A 16,407-nucleotide genomic window follows, 5' to 3' on the forward strand; every position below is an offset into this window, starting at 1 on the left:
AGGCAACTCCGACCCTGGCACAGCCCGAAACCTACGACGCGCACGCGGCGTAGCAGAAGCAGTAAGGACCCCACGGCGACGTGGGGGAGTCCCCGGCTTTTACGCCGGGGAGGACGTCAATTGTCGAACTCGTACGCCCCGGCGTCGACGGGGCCGTCGCTGCCGTCGATGACGCGGCCGGTCACGTCGTTGTCGCTGAACTTCGTGATGCCGAAGTCGATGGCCGGGCTGCCGGCCCGCAGGCTGGGGTTGTTCGGGTCGGTCAGGTTGAACAGCGGGTCGGCCGTCTTGTTGTTCGAGCCGCCCATCTGGTGCTGCCTGGCGCCGAAGAACACGTTGTGGTGGCTGTCGGTGACGTTGGGGCCGTAGGCGGTCTTGAACACGACCTGGACGATGTTCTGCGACATCGACAGGTGGGCGTTGGTGCAGCCCGCGTCGCAGACGACGCCCTGGGAGTCGGGGTGGGTCAGGCGAATGGTGTTGTTGCGGAAGGCGGTCGAGAGCACCGGGCCGTTGGGGTCGGGGGCTTCACCCGGCTCCTGCGGGCCGCGGGTCACCAGCCCACCCTGGGTCTGCGGGCCGGTGATCACGTTGTACTCGAAAATGTTGCCCGAGGTGCCGTCGGGGTCCACAGGGGTGCCGTCCGGGTTGGTGGCCCTGCTCGTACCCAGCTCGGCGAAGGACTCGTTGTCGATCGCGATGTTGTGGTGGATACGGTTGTCAGAGCCGAGGAAGATCTCCACGGCCGCGCCGTCCATGCCGTAGTCGTTGCTGTCCGCGATCGAGCCGCGGATCTCGTTCCAGCCGATGTTGGAGTTGTCGCCCTGGACGAGGATGGCGAACGCGCCCGAGTCGTCGTTGGGGTCCTCCTCATCGTTCTTGCTCATGAGGTTGTTGTCCACGAACTCGTTCGCCGTCACCGCGGTGTACTGGACGCCCTGTTCGATGTAGACGCCGGCGGCCGCGCCGGTGATGTAGTTGCGCTCGATGACGTTGTTGTCGCCGGTCACCTTGATGCCGGCCCACGTGCAGCGCGAGCCGTCCTGGGTCAGTCCGACCTGCAGGTTGTAGACCTCGATGTGCTCGCCGGACAGCCACACGCAGGCCTCGGAGTCGTCGGCGATCACGGGCCTGGCCGTGCCCGTGCCGTAGGCGTCGACGACGATCGGGGCCTCCGCTTTGCCCTTCCCGCTGATCTGCAGCTGCTGCCCCTTCCACGTGCTGCCGCGGCTCAGCAGCAGCTTGGAGCCGGGCTCCAGAGATACGCTCGATGCCTTGGTGAGGGTCTTCCACGCGGTGGCGGGGGTCTTTCCATCCGCCGAGTCATTGCCGTTGACGGCGTCCACGTGGAAGGTGCCCACCACCGCGGATGCGGTGCCCGTCGCCAAGGTGGTGGCGGTGAGTGTGAGGGCGGCTAACGCCGCTCCGGTCCGCAGGTTCCAGCCTGACAATTCAGCCTCCAGAACGGCCGGGGCTCCGTCACGCGACGAAGATCACCCCCGGCTTGCGGCTGACACCTTATACACGTTTTTGTCGGAAATCACGGGTTATGTTCCCGCCCTAATGGGCACCACATTTCCGGACACGCCCTGACGTGGGAGAGCGAACCAGGTGGCCTTGCCGACAAGGTCCGGACGGGTGAGGTAGCGCTGGGGGTGGCAGCCGTAGAAGCCGTCCGAGAGCCGGGCGACGATGCTCAGGCCGCGCCCGTGCTCGGCCCCCAGGTCATGGGGCGAGGGGGAGGGAAGCAGCGGACTGCTGTCCACGACCACGCACATGATCTCTTTGGCGTCCACGTGGAGCGCCAGTTCGTACGGGCCGTCACCGTACATGAAGGCATTTGTCACTAATTCGCTGACCATCAGGGCAGCGTCGTCGATGAGGTCCGCGGAAAGGGAGAGCTCCGACAATTCCCGGCGGATGATCGCGCGCGCCTGACCGACCGTGCGCGCGTCCTCGTGCAGCGACCACACGTACTGCTTACGGCTCCGGCGAGTCGATCGCAGCGTGGTCATGGCGTCCCTTTCCTTCGCGGAGGGGCAGCGAATACGCGTTTCGCTCAACAAGAGGGCCTGCCTTTGAGTTGACGTGCTGTCGAAACTTGTACGCACGCGGCGGCCATTCGGGTCGAATCTTCCGCGAAAAAAATCGCCATTCTTTTCGCCGGGATGCCCGCGCCCTCTTGTCGATCGTCAGCGCCCCTACAGCAGGGACCACACGGAGGCCGGAGTCAGGGGCACGTCCGTGATCTTCTCCGCGATCTCCGGCAGGGCCGCGGCCACCGCGTTGGCGATGGCGGCGGGCGGACCGATCGTGCCCCCCTCGCCCGCGCCCTTCATCCCGCCCGGCGTGCGCGGCGAAGGCGTCCGCAGCATCGCGACCTCGATGTCGGGCACCTCGCGGGTGGTCGGGAGCAGGTAGTCGGTGATCGGCTGGCCTTCGTCGGTGTAGACGATTTCCTCGGTCAGCGCCATCCCGATGCCCTGGGCCACGCCGCCGCGAAGCTGCCCCTCAACCACGGCCGGGTTGACCACCACGCCGGAGTCGTTGACCACCCAGTAGCCCTCCACCTCGACCGCCCCCGTCTCCGGATCGACGGCCACCGCCGCCGCGTGCGCGCCGTAGGCGAAGGTGTAGCCGGGCGGGTCGTAGCTGACGCGCTCCTCCAGGCCGGGTTCGACGCCCTCGGGCAGGTCCCAGCCGCGCCAGGCCGCCGTGGCCAGCTCGCGCAGCGTCACCGAGGCGTGCGGGTCGCCCTTCACCCGGACGTGGCCGTCCACGAGCTCCAGGTCGTCCTGCGCCGCCTCCAGCCGGTGCGCGGCGATGGCCAGGAGCTTGTCACGCAGCCGGGCCGCGGCCTGCGTGAGCGCGCCGCCGCCGACCGTCAGCGAACGGCTCGCGATCGACCCGAGCCCCGAGTACGGCGTCCGCGCCGTGTCCCCCAGCACCACCCGGACCCGCTCGATCGGCACCCCCATCCGGTCGGCCGCGAGCTGGGCCAGCGTCGTCTCGATCCCCTGCCCGATCGAGACCACCCCCGCCGAGACGACCACGGACGCGTCCTGCTCCATGCGCAGCACGGCCGTCTCGAAGCCGCCGGCCTGTATGCCGCTCGCCTTCATCTCCATGGACGGGCCCAGGCCGGTGGTCTCGACGTGGCAGGCGTAGCCGATGCCGCGCCTGCGCCCGTCGTCCTTCTCGACCGGCCGCACCATCTCGCGCAGGGTCCGCAGGGCGAGCGGGTAGTCGCCCGAGTCGTACGACTGGTACACGCGCGTCGTGTACGGCAACTCCTCGGGCTTGATCATGTTCCGCAGCCGCAGCTCGATCCGGTCCACGCCCAGCCTGCGTGCCGCCTCGTCGATCAGCCGCTCCCTGGTCAGGGTGCCCTCCGGCTGCCCGAACCCCCGGTAGGAGCCGGTCGGCGTGGTGTTGGTGACGACGCCGACGACCCGGACGGCGGCCCGGTCGAAGTGGTACGGGCCCGGCAGCAGCGTGGCGGTCACCGCGGCCGTCGAAGCGCCGACGTTGGACGGGTGGGCGCCGATGTCGGCGACCACCTCGACGTGCAGCGCCACGAACCGCCCGTCGCCGTCGAGCGCCAGCCGCGCCCGGTGCTCGGCGGCCCGCGCGGGCAGCGTGGCCAGCACCCGGTCCCCCGGCGACTCCGACCAGGCCACGGGACGGCCCAGGCGCATCGAGGCCAGGCAGATGAGCGCCTCGTCGGGGTAGAGGTGCTCCTTGCCGCCGAAGCCGCCGCCCGTGTCGCGGCTGACGACGCGTACCCGGTCGAGGCTCAGCCCCAGCGCCCCCGCCAGGTGCTCGCGCACGTGGTGCGGCGCCTGCGAGGAGATGTGCACGGTCAGCTCGTCGTCGGCGTAGGAGGCCACCACGCCGCGCGGCTCGATGGGGTGCGGGGAGATGCGGGCCATTCTGAATGTCATCTCGACCACGTGCTCGGCCCCCTCGATGGCGGCCTCGCAGTCGGCGTCGCCCATCGTGAAGTCGGTGAACACGTTGCCGCCCCACTCGGGGTGGAGCAGCGGGGCGCCGTCGCGCAGCGCCTGCTCGGTCCCGATCACCGGGGGCAGCTCGGCCAGGTCCAGATCGACGAGGTCGGCGGCGTCCCTGGCGGCCTCCGGCGTGCGGGCGACGACGACGGCGAGCGGCTGGCCCGCGTACCTGATCGTGTCGTCCAGCGCCCTGTAGGAGAGCATCGGCTGTTCAGGCATCTGGTGGACGCAGGGCAGGCACAGGTCGGGGGCGTCGGCCGGGGTGATGACGTCGAGCACGCCGTCGAGCGCCCGCGCGGCCTTGGCGTCGCAGCCGAGCAGCCTCCCGTGCGCTATGGGGCTGCGCACGACGTGGGCGTGGACGGTGCCGGGTGGCCGCACACTCCCGACATACCTGGCCTTTCCCGTCAGCAGCCTGGCGTCTTCCCGTCGCGGCGTCCGAGCGCCGACATACCCATCGCCCATGGCCCGATTGTGAGCGCCGTACGCCGGACGGTCCATACGAAGAGCTCACACCACCTCGAAGGCCGCCATCATGGCCATGTCCTCGTGTTCGAGGTTGTGGCAGTGCAGGACGTAGCGTCCCCGGTAGTCGGTGAAGCGGGTGACGATCTCGACGGTCTGGGCCTCGCGCAGTTCCACGGTGTCCTTCCACTCCGGCGGCCCCTGCGGGCGCTCGCCGTTGACCGACAGCACCTGGAAGTGATCGAGGTGCAGGTGCACCGGATGGGCGACGTCGCTGGTCAGCCGCCAGATCTCGACGTCGCCGAGCTTGGGCCTGGCCTCCATCCGCTTCGGGTCGAACGGCCGGCCGTTGACCAGCCAGCCCGTGCCGCCGTGCATGCTGCCGCTGCCGAACTCGAAGTCCCGCCTCACCGCCGCCCTGCCCGGGTCGAGCGCCTCGACCTCGGACAACTTCCGCGGCACGGCCGAGTCGTCGGCCTCGTCGCGGTCCACCGCGAACCGCATCACCATCCCCTGCGCTCCCTCCCCCGCCAGGTTCCGCAGTTCGACCCGCCGGCCCAGCTTGTAGGCGGAGAAGTCGACGACCACGTCGGCCCGCTCGCCCGGCGCCAGCCGGATCCGCTCGACCGTGAGCGGCGCGGCCAGCAGCCCGCCGTCGCCGCCGATCCGGATCATCGGGCCTCCGGTCGCCAACTCGTACGCGCGGGCGTTGGAGGCGTTGCACAATCGCAGCCGGTAGCGCGCCCTGGCGACCCGCAGCTCCGGCCACGGCGCCCCGTTCACCAGGATGACGTCGCCGAGCACCCCGCCCATGTACGCCTCCCGCACCCCCGGCCGCTCCCCCAGCCCCGGATAGAGCATGACGCCGTCGGCTCCGAAGGACCGGTCGCAGATCAGCAGCGGCAGGTCGCGTTCCCCGGCGGGCAGCGGCAGCGCCTCCTCCTCCGCGTCCCGCACCAGGAACATCCCCGCCAGCCCGCGCCACACCTGCGGCCCCGTGTAGTCCATGCGGTGGTCGTGGTACCACAGCGTGGCGGCCCGCTGCTCCAGCGGGAAGACGTACTCCCTTGAGGCCCCGGGCGCGACCAGGTCGGTCGGGAAGCCGTCGGACTCGGGCGGAGTGTGCCCGCCGTGCAGGTGCAGGACGGTCGGCTCGCCGAGCCGGTTGATCAGCTTCACGACCGTGCGCCGCCCGCTGCGCGCCTCGATGGTCGGCCCGGGGAAGGTGCCCCCGTACCCCCAGATCGGGGTGCGCAGCCCCGGCAGCACGTCCGCCTGCGCCACCTGCTCGGTCAGCTCGTAGAAGTCGACCCCGCCCGCGCTGCTGACGGGCCTGGCCACCTCGGGGACGGGCAGGGGCCTGGCGAACGGCGCGGGCAGCGGCGCCGCGCTGGTCAGGAGCTGCGGCTGCGGGGTGCCCGCGATCAGCGAGCAGCCGGGCACGCCCGCCGCGGCCACCGCGCCCAGCCCCGCCAGCCGCAGCACCTCACGTCTCGTCGGGCTCATGCCGCACCGGGGCTGGACCTGAGCCGGAAGACCTGGGCCACCCCGCCGCCGAACAGCAGCACCCCGAGCGGCACGTGCACGGACTTGACCCCGGCGACGCCGAGCGCGGCCGCGACCACAGTCAGCACCAGCAGCATTGCGGCGACGACGATGAACCGGCCCGAGCCGCCGCCCGGCCGCCACACCAGGACGGCCAGGACGACGTGGACGAGCCCGATGACGATCAGCGCCATGGCGGAGGTCATGTGCAGCGCCCGGCCGCCGGGCGAGGAGAGCAGCAGGCCCGCCGTCACCGCCTGGAACAGCAGCGCCGCGAGGTGCAGGATCGCCACGGCCGTGAGCGCGTGGGAGTACCAGGAGGTGCGGGCGAGGTGTTGTGGTGGATTCGCAACTGTGTCCATGGCCGCATATCGTGCTCTTCCGCCCCGCCCGCGGTCGTCGTGCGTGGGGAGATTCCTGCGCTACTCCCCACGGTGCAGGCTGTGCGCTACTACTTCGCCCGAAGTAGTAGCGATATCCGACCAGGTGCCGAGGAACGTGTCCGACGCAGGCCATAATCTGCAGTAATGAGCTCTGTGCACCGATGGCGACCGCTCGCCGTGGACGGCGCACTCGCCGCGGTGCTGGCCGTCGTGCTCGCGGCCACCGTGGCGATCACGCCGGGGGCCGGGGCGCTGGACCTGGTGGCCGTCCTGGTCGGCTCGCTCGCCCTCGTCGCCTGGCGCCGGGCGCCCCTGGTCGCGCTGCTCGTCAGCACGGTCTGCATGCTGATCTACGCCGTGCACGCCCAGCCGGGCCCGCCCGCCGCCTTCCCCGTGATGGTGTCGGTGTTCGGCGCGGTGCAGGCCGGCCACCGGCTGCTCGCGGCTTTGGCGGGCGCGGTGTTCCTCGGCGCGAGCCTGTCGGCCAACCTGGCCACCGCCACCTCCCAGGACAGCCTGCAGGTCTTCCAGTCCACGATCCTGCTGATCGGCTGGTTCGTGGCCTCCGGTGTGACGGCCACCGTGGCCAGGCACCGGCAGGCGTACCTGGAGCAGGCCGAGCAGCGGGCCGCCGAGGCCGAGCGCACCCGCGAGGAGGCCGCGCGCAGGCGCGCCGGTGAGGAGCGGCTGCGCATCGCCAGGGAACTGCACGACTCGCTCACGCACAGCATCTCGATCATCAAGGTGCAGGCCGGGGTGGCCGTGCACCTGGCGCGCAAACGCGGCGAGGACGTGCCCGCCGCGCTGGTGGCCATCCAGGAGGCCAGCGGCGACGCCATACGCGAGCTGCGGGCCACGCTTGAGGTGCTGCGCGCCCCCGACGGCGGCTCGGAGGACGAGCCATCGGCCAGCGGCCTCGACCGGCTCGGCGACCTGGTCGAGCGGGCCCGCTCGACCGGCCAGCCGGCCACGGTGGCGATCTCCGGCGTCCGTCACGAACTACCCGCCGAGGTCGACCGCGCCGCGTACCGGATCGTTCAGGAGGCGCTCACGAACGTCTCCAGGCACGCGGGCGGGGCCACGGCCTCCGTGCGCATCGACTACGGCGGCGACGAGTTGGTCGTGCAGGTGGACGACGACGGCCAGGCCAGCCCCGACGCCCCGCCGGTGCCCGGCGTCGGCCTGCTCGGCATGCGCGAGCGCGTCACGGCGCTCGGCGGCCGGCTGCGCGCCGAGCCCCGCCCCGAGGGCGGCTTCACCGTACGCGCAGAACTGCCCCTGGAAAGACTTCCCACGGGAGAAGCATCGTGATCCGCGTACTGCTCGTCGACGACCAGGCGCTCATCCGGGGCGGCTTCCGCGCCCTGCTGGAGGCCGAGGACGACATCGAGGTGGTGGCCGAGGCGGCCGACGGCGAGCAGGCCATCGCCCTCGCCCTCCAACACCTGCCGGACGTGGCGCTCGTCGACGTCCAGATGCCGGTGATGGACGGCATCGAGGCCACCAGGCGCATCGCGGCCGACCCCAGGCTGAGCGAGGTCCACGTCGTCATCCTCACCAACTACGGCCTCGACGAGTACGTCTTCAACGCGCTGCGGGCCGGGGCCGGCGGCTTCCTGGTCAAGGACACCGAACCCGCCGACCTGCTGCAGGGCGTCCGGGTGGCCGCCCGAGGCGACGCCCTGCTGTCACCCGCCATCACCCGCCGCCTGATCGGCGAGTACGTCGCCCGCCGCCCTCAGCCGGAGACCGAGGGGCTGGACAGGCTCACCAACCGCGAACGCGAGGTGACCGCCCTGGTGGCCCGCGGCATGTCCAACGACGAGATCGCCGCGCACATGGTGATCAGCCCGACCACGGCGAAGACGCACGTCAGCCGGGCGATGACCAAGCTGGCGGCGCGCGACCGCGCCCAGCTCGTCGTGTTCGCCTACGAATCGGGCCTGGTCACGCCCCGGCGGAAATGACCGGCTGAAACGGGCAACGTTGTCGACTGAGCGCGTGACCCCGCCTGACTGAGTACACTCGGGCACGTTCAACCGGCCGAGATCTGTTACGGCGAGGCTCTTGGCCATGGGCGGCTGCCCTCGGCCCCGTCCCTGTGGGAGTCACGTGAGCAGCGGGCTTGTCGACGCACCGCCTTCCGGGTCCGGCGCGCCACCGCGGCGGCGACGCCGCTGGCTGCGCTGGGCGACCGCGATCTCGGTGACCGTCCTCCTCCTGGTCGTCGGCGTGGCCGTCGGGGTCTACGCCAAGCTGAGCGGCAACGTCAAACACATCGACGTGACCGCCGACGACCTCGGCGCCACCCGGCCGCCCAAGGTCGCGGGCACCGCCATGAACGTCCTGGTCGTCGGCTCCGACCAGCGCAACGGCAAGAACGCCAAGTACGGCAAGTTCGAGGGCGAGCGCACCGACACGATCATGCTGGTGCACGTGTCGTCCAACCGCGACAACGCGATGGTCATCAGCTTCCCGCGCGACTCGCTCGTCCAGTTGCCCGCCTGCCGCTCCGCCGGCGGGCTGCCAGGTCAGCGGGCCCACCTCGGCATGATCAACGAGTCGTTCAACTCCGGCGGCATCGCCTGCACCTGGAAGACGATCGAGACGCTCACCCACATCCACATCGACCACTTCGTCAAGGTCGACTTCACCGGCTTCAAGGGCATCGTGAACGCCGTGGGCGGCGTCGAGGTCTGCCTGCCCGAGCCCGTGAACGACAAGAAGGCCCTGCTGCACCTGCGGGCCGGGCGGCAGACGCTCACCGGCGAGCAGGCGCTCGGCTACGTACGCGCCCGCTACAGCCTGGGCGACGGCTCCGACATCGGGCGCATCCAGCGGCAGCAGATGTTCATCGCCTCGATGGTGAAGAAGATCATGAGCGGCGAGACGCTCACCGACCCGGCCAAGCTGCTGGCCATCCTCGACGCCGGCACCAAGGCCGTGACGACCGACCGGGGCCTGTCCGTGGGCGTCATGCGGGATCTGGCCTCCAGCCTCCAGGGGCTCGACGCCGGGCAGATCCGCTTCATCACCACCCCCTGGCACTACTCGCTCACCCAGCCGGGCCGGGTGGAGTGGGTGCAGCCGCAGGCGGGCCGGCTGTTCCAGATCGTGTCCCGGGATCAGAGCGTGCAGGGCGTCAAGGGCGGCCAGGCCAAGGTCGGCCGGACGAAGATCGAGATCGAGTTGCGCAACGGCACCTGGCGCGGCGGGCTGGGCACCCAGGTGGCCGCCTTCCTTGAGCAGCGCGGCTACCACATCTCCAAGATCGGCGACTCGGCGCGCAAGCCGCAGCCCAAGACCGCGATCCTCTACGGGCCGAACGGCGAGACCCGCGTGCCCACGCTCACGAACGACCTGCTCGCCGCCACACCCAAGCTGCTGGCGAAGGCTCAGACGAGCCGGCTGGTGCTGGTGATCGGCGACGACTGGAAGGGCCTGAAGCCGCTGCGTTCCGACGACACGGAGTCGATCAAGGGCTTCGACGCCACGCACGACACCTGCGCCACGTAATCGCGCGGACCGGCGCCAACGGTCTCACAGCCGGGTTCAGCCGGTGGGGCCGAAGGTGATCACGATGTCCCTGCCGTTGGCGTAACTGACCACGGGCCGCTGGAGCGTGTCGCCCACCCTGCGCGCGACGTTCTGGAACAGCTCCACCATCTCCGGCGTGTCGGCCGTAACCCGGAACCGCCCCGTGGTGACGAGCTGCTCGATGACCAGGGGGGCGAAGTTCGCCACCCCGCGGATCTTCTCCTCCGCGCTCAGCGGAGTGCGACGGGGCGCGGGCGGTACGCCGAAAGACTGAGCCATCGCTGCTCTCCTCGTGATCGACGTCCGAAGCATGCCATATCCCAGCCGATCGGCGCGGCACCACCGCAGGCTCCTCGACCCGACGCCGCGCGCCAAGTCGCCGGCAACGCCGGGCCGTTCATCCTGCCCGTGCACCACGATCCCACCACGAGCGCTGCCTCGACGGGCCCCGGAGCAGGGCCTGGATGCCGTTTGGGGGGACGGCGCTTCTTGCGTCGGGGCACAGTTCGCGCTGCTGGAGATACGCGTGATCATTTGCGAGGTACCGCACCGCCTGGAGCTCACGGCGCCTGATCAGGCACCGGAGGCCAGGCGGCTGACGAACGTCACCCTCGCCCGCGCTCGGACTCCGGCTCGGACGGCGTAGGCGGGTAGATCTCCTCGCGTCCCGTGTCGGCGCCCAACTCCTCGCGGAGCCGGTCGTAGTCGATGTTGTGGTTCGTGTACTTCAACTGGCGAGCGACCTTCGTCTGCTTCGCCTTGGCTCTTCCTCGGCCCATGGCTACTCCCTAGTCCCCGCTGTCATGCTATCCAACAACGTTACGACTTGAAGAATTATGCAACTGCGCTGGATTAGTCTTTCTGTATGCACGTGGAGGTCTATCAGGCCAAGGCCGACTTCTTCCGAACGCTCGGCCACCCCGCTCGCATCAGAGTGTTGGAACTACTCCAGGAAGGGCCGCTTCCCGTCAGGGATCTTCTGGCCCAGATCGACATCGAGGCTTCGAGCCTCTCCCAGCAACTGGCCGTCCTGCGCAGGGCGGGGATCGTGAGCGCGATCCGCGAGGGTAGCACCGTGGTCTACACACTGGCCACTCCCGAGCTTGCCGATCTGCTCGGGGCCGCCCGCCGCATCCTCACCGACATGCTCGCCGATCAAGGGGAACTGCTCGCCGAACTCCGGGCGGAGGTCACCTAGCGGTTCCGTCCCGTGGCCCTCGCTCAGGCCGTGAACGTGAGCACCTTGACCGCGAGCGCGCGATGAAACGCGGGGTCTCCCAGACCTCACGCGGCGTCATCGTGCGCGCGGCCCGACCAGATCGGGGTACGTGTTGAGCGACACGGAATGTCAGTGGCGAACGACAACGGATGACAGTCGGTGCGACACCGGTGTCAGCCGCTCGACGCCGGCCTGCGCGCAGTAGGTCTGCCAGCGGTGGTGGGCGGCGTCGTAGGACAGCGGTCCGCCACGGCCGTTGGTGAAGGCGCGGAACAGCGGCCCGGCGGTGTAGCCGGCGCGGGCGCCGCACACGTAGGCCGTCTCGAACAGCACCCGATCGCGCAGCCGGTCCAGTGGCGTCTCCTTGCGCGGCCGCCGTGAGCAGATCACCGCCAGCACCTCGGCCACGTCGGCCGCCGCGGCCGGGCGGGGCAGGCTCTTGGGCACCTTGACGGTGTCGATGCGGTCCATCGGGTTGGCGGCCAGGAGGTCGTGGCGGACGGCCCACTTGGCGAAGGAGGCGATCGCGGCGCGCTTGCGCTTGCGGCTGGCCGGCGACAGCTCGGCGAGCCCGGCCAGGAACGCGCGAACCGGCACGGCGGTCAGCTCGCCGATCTCCTCGCCGTGGTGGGCGGCGAAAGCGATCAGGTCGCCGCGGTAGGCGCGCCGGGTGTGCGCCGACTTCCCGGCGTTGGCCAGGTCGGTGAGGAAGTCGTCCAGGTGCGCCGGGCCCGCTATCGCCACTGGCCACTCGATCTCAATCCCGATGATGCATGGCGCACCGGTTCCGGCTTGGGCAAATCGGGCCTAGCCGCCGAACGTCACTTCGGGATAGTGGGCGGACGGCTTGTCCAGCAAGGGCTGCGGCTTCCCGGTGAGGTGGCGGGCGAAGAAGGCGGCGACGTAGGTGCGGGTGATCTCCACGGAGCGGGCTCCGGTCATGGCGAACCCGAGGTCGAGGCCGATCTGTTCGGCCAGCAGCGGGACGTCGGTGAAGGACGCGTGCTCCGCGCCGGTCACCACCAGCCACCGCTTCCAGCCGATCAGCTTCTTCCAGTCGCGTCCCCAGCTCCCGTCCTTGCCACCGGGGCTGTGCATCGTCGGCGACCCCATGAACAGGAACGGCCGGGACAAGCCGCGCTCGGGGATGGGAGCGAAGGTGGTGCCGTCCAGGTTGACCCCGGCGCGGATGCGCTTGTCCCGCACCATGGCCGCGATGCTGCTCGCGCCGCCGACGGACTGACCGGCCATTCCCATGCGCGACCGGTCGATCAGCGCGGCTCCCCGCCATTTCGGCTTTGCGCCGGTGAGCTGGTCGAGGACGAAGGAGACATCCGCCGCGCGGCTCCGGACCACCTGCTCCCCGAAGTCCGCGTCCTTGTTCCCGCAGGCGACGCACGTGGTGACCCGCCCGTCGGGGAAGGCGGTGGCGACGCTCTCGTAGGTGTGCTCGATCCCGACCACCACGTTGCCCCTGCTGGCCAGGTCCTCGGCCAGGCTGGTGAGTGAGCTGCGCGGGGAGCCGAGGCCGGGGGAGAGCACCACCAGGGGCAGGCTGCGGTTGCGGCCCGCGGGCACGGCGTCGGTGAAGGCGTTGGTCCGGACCTTGCTCAGCGTGTCGGGTGCGACGCCGGGCAGCCCCGCGTCCTTGATCAGCAGCTCGGACTCCTTCGGCGTCACGTACGGGGCCTGGTGCCTGCCTCCCGTCCCGGCCGCCGGATACCACAGGGAGACCATCAGCTCCCTCGACGTCGCCGCCGGGACCCACGGGTCACGCCGGGAGGCGTCCTTCAGGTGGAGGGACGTGACGCCGACCGCGTGGGAGCCCGTCGGCGCGGGCAGCCGCGGTGCCGCCGGCGCCGCAGCGGCAGCGGGGGCGGCGGGGGCCGTGAGGGTGAGTAGCCCGGCCAGGGCGAGGGCCGCCGTTCTCGCAAGAACCATCAGTGTGTCGCCTTTCCTCGGGAGGCCGCGGTCGTCCGCGGACGGGACGACGCTAGGCGCGGTCATGCGGCGGGCGCGTCGGCCGCCGTGCCGAATCTGGGTAGCTCCGAGGAACGATCCGAGCCCGGTGTCATCCCTGCGATGTAGTCCCGGCGGACGACGCTCCCGTCATCGGGACGGATGCGTGGCCGGTCGCGCAGCCGTGACAATGTCCCGATGACGGCGGAACGAAGGTGGCGGCAGTACGTGCGGGAGGTGTTGCGTCCGGAGGAGCCGCGCGCCCGGCCGTCACGCGGAGCGCTGGTGGCCGACCTGGTGCTCGCGCTGCTGCTGACCGTGCTCGCGGTGGCCGCAGTGGCCGATCTGCACGACGCCTCCACCGAGGGGCGACAGGGGCCGGCGGCCGTGTCCCTGCGGCTGCGTCCCGATCCACCCGCCCGGCCGGTGAGCCCGGACCCGCCGAGCCCGCGGGCCGGCTCAGAGCAGGGTCCGCACCCGCTGCTGGTGGTCCTGACCGCGTTGCCGCTGGCGGTGCGGCGGCGGTACCCGCTGGCCGTCTTCTGGACGGTCGTGCTCGCCGCGTTGGCCACCCACGAGGCCGCCACGTGGATCACCGTGTTCGCCTGCGGTGTTGCCGCCTATGGCGCGCTCGCCTACAGCCGTCACCGGCTGGCGGCGGCGGGCGGGCTGGCGGCGGCGGCCGTGCTGACCGGCGTGGTCTTCCAGGACGTCGTCCCCGCGCTGCCGTCCTGGCTGGGCCCCATCGTCGTGCTGGCGGGGGCGGGGGCGCTGGCGGTGGCCGTCCGCTTCTGGCAGGGGCGACTGCGGGCCGGCCGGGATCGCATCGACGCGCTCCAGCGGGCCCAGGCGGAGGCCATGCGCGCGGCCGTCGACCAGGAGCGAGCCAGAATCGCCGCCGAACTGCACGACATCGTGACCCACAACGTGAGCGTGATGGTGATTCAGGCCGGGGCGGCGCGCAAGGTGATGGACGCGGAGCCCGCGGAGTCGAAGCGGGCGCTGCTCGCGATCGAGGCGGGCGGCCGGGCGGCCATGTCCGAACTCCGTCACGTCATGGGCCTGCTGGCCACCGAGAACGAGGCCATGAGGCACGGGGCCATGAAGAACGAGGTCATGGAGAACGGGCCGCCCGGTCCGCAGGGCGCGCTCGCGCCGCAGCCTGGGCTCGATCAGCTCGACGCGCTGGTCACCCGGGTACGGGCCGCCGGGATTCAGGTCGGCGTCGAGCTGTCGTTGCCGCCCGGCCCGCTGCCCGCCGGGGTCGATCTGGCCGCCTACCGCGTCGTCCAGGAGGCCCTGACGAACACGATCAAGCACGCGGCGGGCGCGGCGGCGTCCGTCGCGATCCGCCACGAGGGCGACCGGCTGGAGATCGAGGTCACCGACACCGGCGGCACGCGGCGCGGCCCGTCGCACACGGACGGGCGCGGGCTGATCGGGCTGCGCGAACGGCTGGCCGTCTACGGCGGCACCCTGGATGCGGCCCGCACCCCCGCGGGCGGCTACCGAATCTTGGCCCGAGTACCATGGCGAGCCTCATGAGCCACCCACTCCGCGTGATCATCGCCGACGATCAAGCCCTGGTACGCACCGGGTTCCGGATGATCCTGGCCGCCGACGGCATCGAGGTGACGGCCGAGGCGGCAGACGGCGCCGAAGCGGTGGAGGCGGCCCGGCGCACCAGGCCGGACGTCGTCCTCATGGACATCAGGATGCCGCGCATGGACGGCATCGAGGCCACCCGCCGCATCCTCGCCGACGACGCAGCCGGCGGCACCCGCGTGCTCATCCTGACCACCTACGACCTCGACCACTACGTCTACACTGCGCTCGCCGCCGGAGCCAGCGGCTTCCTGCTCAAGGATGTCACCCCCGAGCACCTGGTGGCCGCGGTGACCCTGGTGCGCACCGGCGACGCTCTGCTCGCCCCGGCCATCACCCGGCGTCTGGTCGAGCGGTTCGCCCGCCGGGACGCCGCCGCCCCTCCGGCCCTGCACCGCGACCTGTCGGAGCTGACTGCGCGGGAGCTGGAGGTGCTGCGACTGCTGGCCACCGGGCTGAGCAACGTTGAACTCGCCGAACGGCTGACCCTCAGCCTGGCGACGGTGAAGACCCACGTGGCCCGCATCCTGGCCAAACTCGGGCTCAGGGACCGGGTGCAGGCCGTCGTGCTCGCCTACGAGACCGGGCTGGTCTCTCCAAGCGCGACGTGACCGTGCATGGTCATGCCGATCCGGGAAGAGCATGCTGCGCGGTAGCGTCGTGACGTCGGCGACTGATCACACTCTGTTACTGATAGTTGGTGTCGCAGCCCACCGACACTCTCCTGTCGCTCAACAGTACGAACGTGCGGAATGGCCGCAAAGCAATCCACTAGGCTCTCAACCATGGTCTCCGAGCTGTTCGATCCCAAGGCGTGGCAGGCGGTCGAGGGATTCGACTTCACCGACATCACCTACCACCGTGCCGTCGACCAGGGCACCGTACGCATCGCGTTCGACCGTCCCGAGGTGCGCAACGCCTTCCGCCCGCAGACGGTCGACGAGCTCTACCGCGCCCTCGACCACGCCCGGCAGACCACCGACGTCGGCTGCGTGCTGCTCACCGGCAACGGCCCCTCGCCCAAGGACGGCGGCTGGGCCTTCTGCTCGGGCGGCGACCAGCGCATCAGGGGCAAGGACGGCTACCAGTACGCCGACGGCACACCCTCGACCGGCCGCCTGCACATCCTCGAAGTGCAGCGCCTGATCCGGTTCATGCCCAAGATCGTGATCTGCGTGGTGCCCGGCTGGGCGGCGGGCGGCGGCCACAGCCTCCACGTGGTCTCCGACCTCACGCTGGCCAGCGCAGAACACGCCCGCTTCAAGCAGACCGACGCCGACGTGGCCAGCTTCGACGGCGGCTTCGGCTCGGCCTACCTGGCGCGGCAGGTGGGCCAGAAGTTCGCACGCGAGATCTTCTTCCTCGGCGACACCTACACCGCGGCCGACGCCCACCGCATGGGCATGGTCAACGCCGTCGTCCCGCACGAGGAGTTGGAGCGCACCGCCCTTGAGTGGGCCCGCAAGGTCAACGGCAAGTCGCCGACGGCGCAGCGCATGCTCAAGTTCGCCTTCAACGCGATCGACGACGGGCTCGTCGGGCAGCAGGTGTTCGCGGGCGAGGCGACGCGACTGGCGTACATGACGGACGAGGCCGCCGAGGGCCGCGACTCATTCCTGGAGAAGCGCACCCCCGACTGGTCCCCCTTCCCCTGGCACTTCTGACCTTCGCGGAAGACGTC

The 16,407-nt window shown here is 70.8% G+C and carries 16 protein-coding genes; 7 read left to right on the forward strand and 9 right to left on the reverse strand.

Annotation, left to right across the window (positions count from 1 at the left end; translation table 11 throughout):
* Nucleotides 1-116: 116 nt before the first annotated feature.
* The 5 genes from ACFOY2_RS51765 to ACFOY2_RS51785 form a co-directional block, all read right to left on the reverse strand.
* Nucleotides 117-1,451 (reverse strand): hypothetical protein, encoded by a 1,335-nt coding sequence (locus tag ACFOY2_RS51765; RefSeq protein WP_379535571.1) that lies wholly within the window; start codon nucleotides 1,449-1,451, stop codon nucleotides 117-119.
* A 96-nt stretch (nucleotides 1,452-1,547) separates the two neighbouring features.
* On the reverse strand, nucleotides 1,548-2,015 hold the full coding sequence (locus ACFOY2_RS51770; RefSeq protein WP_379535572.1) for an ATP-binding protein: 468 nt from the start codon (nucleotides 2,013-2,015) through the stop codon (nucleotides 1,548-1,550).
* A 186-nt stretch (nucleotides 2,016-2,201) separates the two neighbouring features.
* On the reverse strand, nucleotides 2,202-4,478 hold the full coding sequence (locus ACFOY2_RS51775) for a xanthine dehydrogenase family protein molybdopterin-binding subunit (protein ID WP_379535573.1): 2,277 nt from the start codon (nucleotides 4,476-4,478) through the stop codon (nucleotides 2,202-2,204).
* Between the two features lie 45 nt (nucleotides 4,479-4,523).
* Entirely contained in the window at nucleotides 4,524-5,984 is a 1,461-nt protein-coding gene (locus ACFOY2_RS51780; RefSeq protein WP_379535574.1) for a multicopper oxidase family protein, read from the reverse strand.
* Entirely contained in the window at nucleotides 5,981-6,385 is a 405-nt protein-coding gene (locus ACFOY2_RS51785; RefSeq protein WP_379535575.1) for a hypothetical protein, read from the reverse strand. The genes ACFOY2_RS51780 and ACFOY2_RS51785 overlap by 4 nt, the downstream gene beginning before the upstream one ends.
* Nucleotides 6,386-6,550: 165 nt before the next feature.
* Between ACFOY2_RS51785 and ACFOY2_RS51790 the strand changes: the two genes are divergently transcribed.
* From ACFOY2_RS51790 to ACFOY2_RS51800, 3 genes are all read left to right on the forward strand, one after another.
* A complete protein-coding gene (locus ACFOY2_RS51790; protein ID WP_379535576.1) occupies nucleotides 6,551-7,717 on the forward strand; it encodes a sensor histidine kinase in 1,167 nt (388 codons plus the stop codon).
* The gene (locus ACFOY2_RS51795) at nucleotides 7,714-8,373 is read left to right on the forward strand and encodes a response regulator (RefSeq protein WP_379535577.1); all 660 of its coding nucleotides are present in this window, start codon (nucleotides 7,714-7,716) and stop codon (nucleotides 8,371-8,373) included. Before ACFOY2_RS51790 ends, ACFOY2_RS51795 begins: the two co-directional genes overlap by 4 nt.
* Before the next feature lie 145 nt (nucleotides 8,374-8,518).
* Nucleotides 8,519-9,922, forward strand: a complete 1,404-nt coding sequence (locus ACFOY2_RS51800) for an LCP family protein (protein WP_379535578.1) — start codon at nucleotides 8,519-8,521, stop codon at nucleotides 9,920-9,922.
* 36 nt (nucleotides 9,923-9,958) lie between these two features.
* Here the strand turns inward: ACFOY2_RS51800 and ACFOY2_RS51805 are convergent, their stop codons facing one another.
* Together ACFOY2_RS51805 and ACFOY2_RS51810 are read right to left on the reverse strand one after the other, a co-directional pair.
* The gene (locus tag ACFOY2_RS51805) at nucleotides 9,959-10,222 is read right to left on the reverse strand and encodes a hypothetical protein (protein ID WP_379535579.1); all 264 of its coding nucleotides are present in this window, start codon (nucleotides 10,220-10,222) and stop codon (nucleotides 9,959-9,961) included.
* Between the two features lie 326 nt (nucleotides 10,223-10,548).
* Nucleotides 10,549-10,722: a DUF3073 domain-containing protein gene (locus tag ACFOY2_RS51810; protein WP_379535580.1), complete on the reverse strand. Its 174-nt coding sequence runs from the start codon at nucleotides 10,720-10,722 to the stop codon at nucleotides 10,549-10,551.
* An 86-nt stretch (nucleotides 10,723-10,808) separates the two neighbouring features.
* Between ACFOY2_RS51810 and ACFOY2_RS51815 the strand changes: the two genes are divergently transcribed.
* Nucleotides 10,809-11,141, forward strand: coding sequence for an ArsR/SmtB family transcription factor (locus ACFOY2_RS51815; RefSeq protein WP_043615149.1), 333 nt, complete (start codon nucleotides 10,809-10,811; stop codon nucleotides 11,139-11,141).
* Between the two features lie 150 nt (nucleotides 11,142-11,291).
* Here ACFOY2_RS51815 and ACFOY2_RS51820 read toward each other — a convergent pair whose 3' ends face one another.
* The gene (locus ACFOY2_RS51820) at nucleotides 11,292-11,906 is read right to left on the reverse strand and encodes a tyrosine-type recombinase/integrase (protein WP_379535581.1); all 615 of its coding nucleotides are present in this window, start codon (nucleotides 11,904-11,906) and stop codon (nucleotides 11,292-11,294) included.
* 63 nt (nucleotides 11,907-11,969) lie between these two features.
* Nucleotides 11,970-13,103 (reverse strand): alpha/beta hydrolase family protein, encoded by a 1,134-nt coding sequence (locus tag ACFOY2_RS51825; RefSeq protein WP_379535582.1) that lies wholly within the window; start codon nucleotides 13,101-13,103, stop codon nucleotides 11,970-11,972.
* A 216-nt stretch (nucleotides 13,104-13,319) separates the two neighbouring features.
* On the opposite strand from ACFOY2_RS51825, the gene ACFOY2_RS51830 reads away from it, so the two are divergent.
* The 3 genes from ACFOY2_RS51830 to ACFOY2_RS51840 all read left to right on the forward strand — a co-directional run bounded on the left by ACFOY2_RS51830 (nucleotide 13,320) and on the right by ACFOY2_RS51840 (nucleotide 16,390).
* Complete coding sequence (locus tag ACFOY2_RS51830) at nucleotides 13,320-14,666, forward strand: sensor histidine kinase (RefSeq protein ID WP_379535583.1); 1,347 nt, start codon at nucleotides 13,320-13,322, stop codon at nucleotides 14,664-14,666.
* A complete protein-coding gene (locus ACFOY2_RS51835; RefSeq protein WP_379535584.1) occupies nucleotides 14,663-15,337 on the forward strand; it encodes a response regulator in 675 nt (224 codons plus the stop codon). The genes ACFOY2_RS51830 and ACFOY2_RS51835 overlap by 4 nt, the downstream gene beginning before the upstream one ends.
* Nucleotides 15,338-15,511: 174 nt before the next feature.
* Nucleotides 15,512-16,390, forward strand: a complete 879-nt coding sequence (locus ACFOY2_RS51840) for a 1,4-dihydroxy-2-naphthoyl-CoA synthase (RefSeq protein ID WP_379535585.1) — start codon at nucleotides 15,512-15,514, stop codon at nucleotides 16,388-16,390.
* Nucleotides 16,391-16,407: the final 17 nt, after the last annotated feature.

It is taken from the genome of Nonomuraea purpurea, from assembly GCF_042650645.1.
In the GTDB taxonomy this organism is placed as follows: Bacteria; Actinomycetota; Actinomycetes; order Streptosporangiales; family Streptosporangiaceae; genus Nonomuraea; species Nonomuraea purpurea.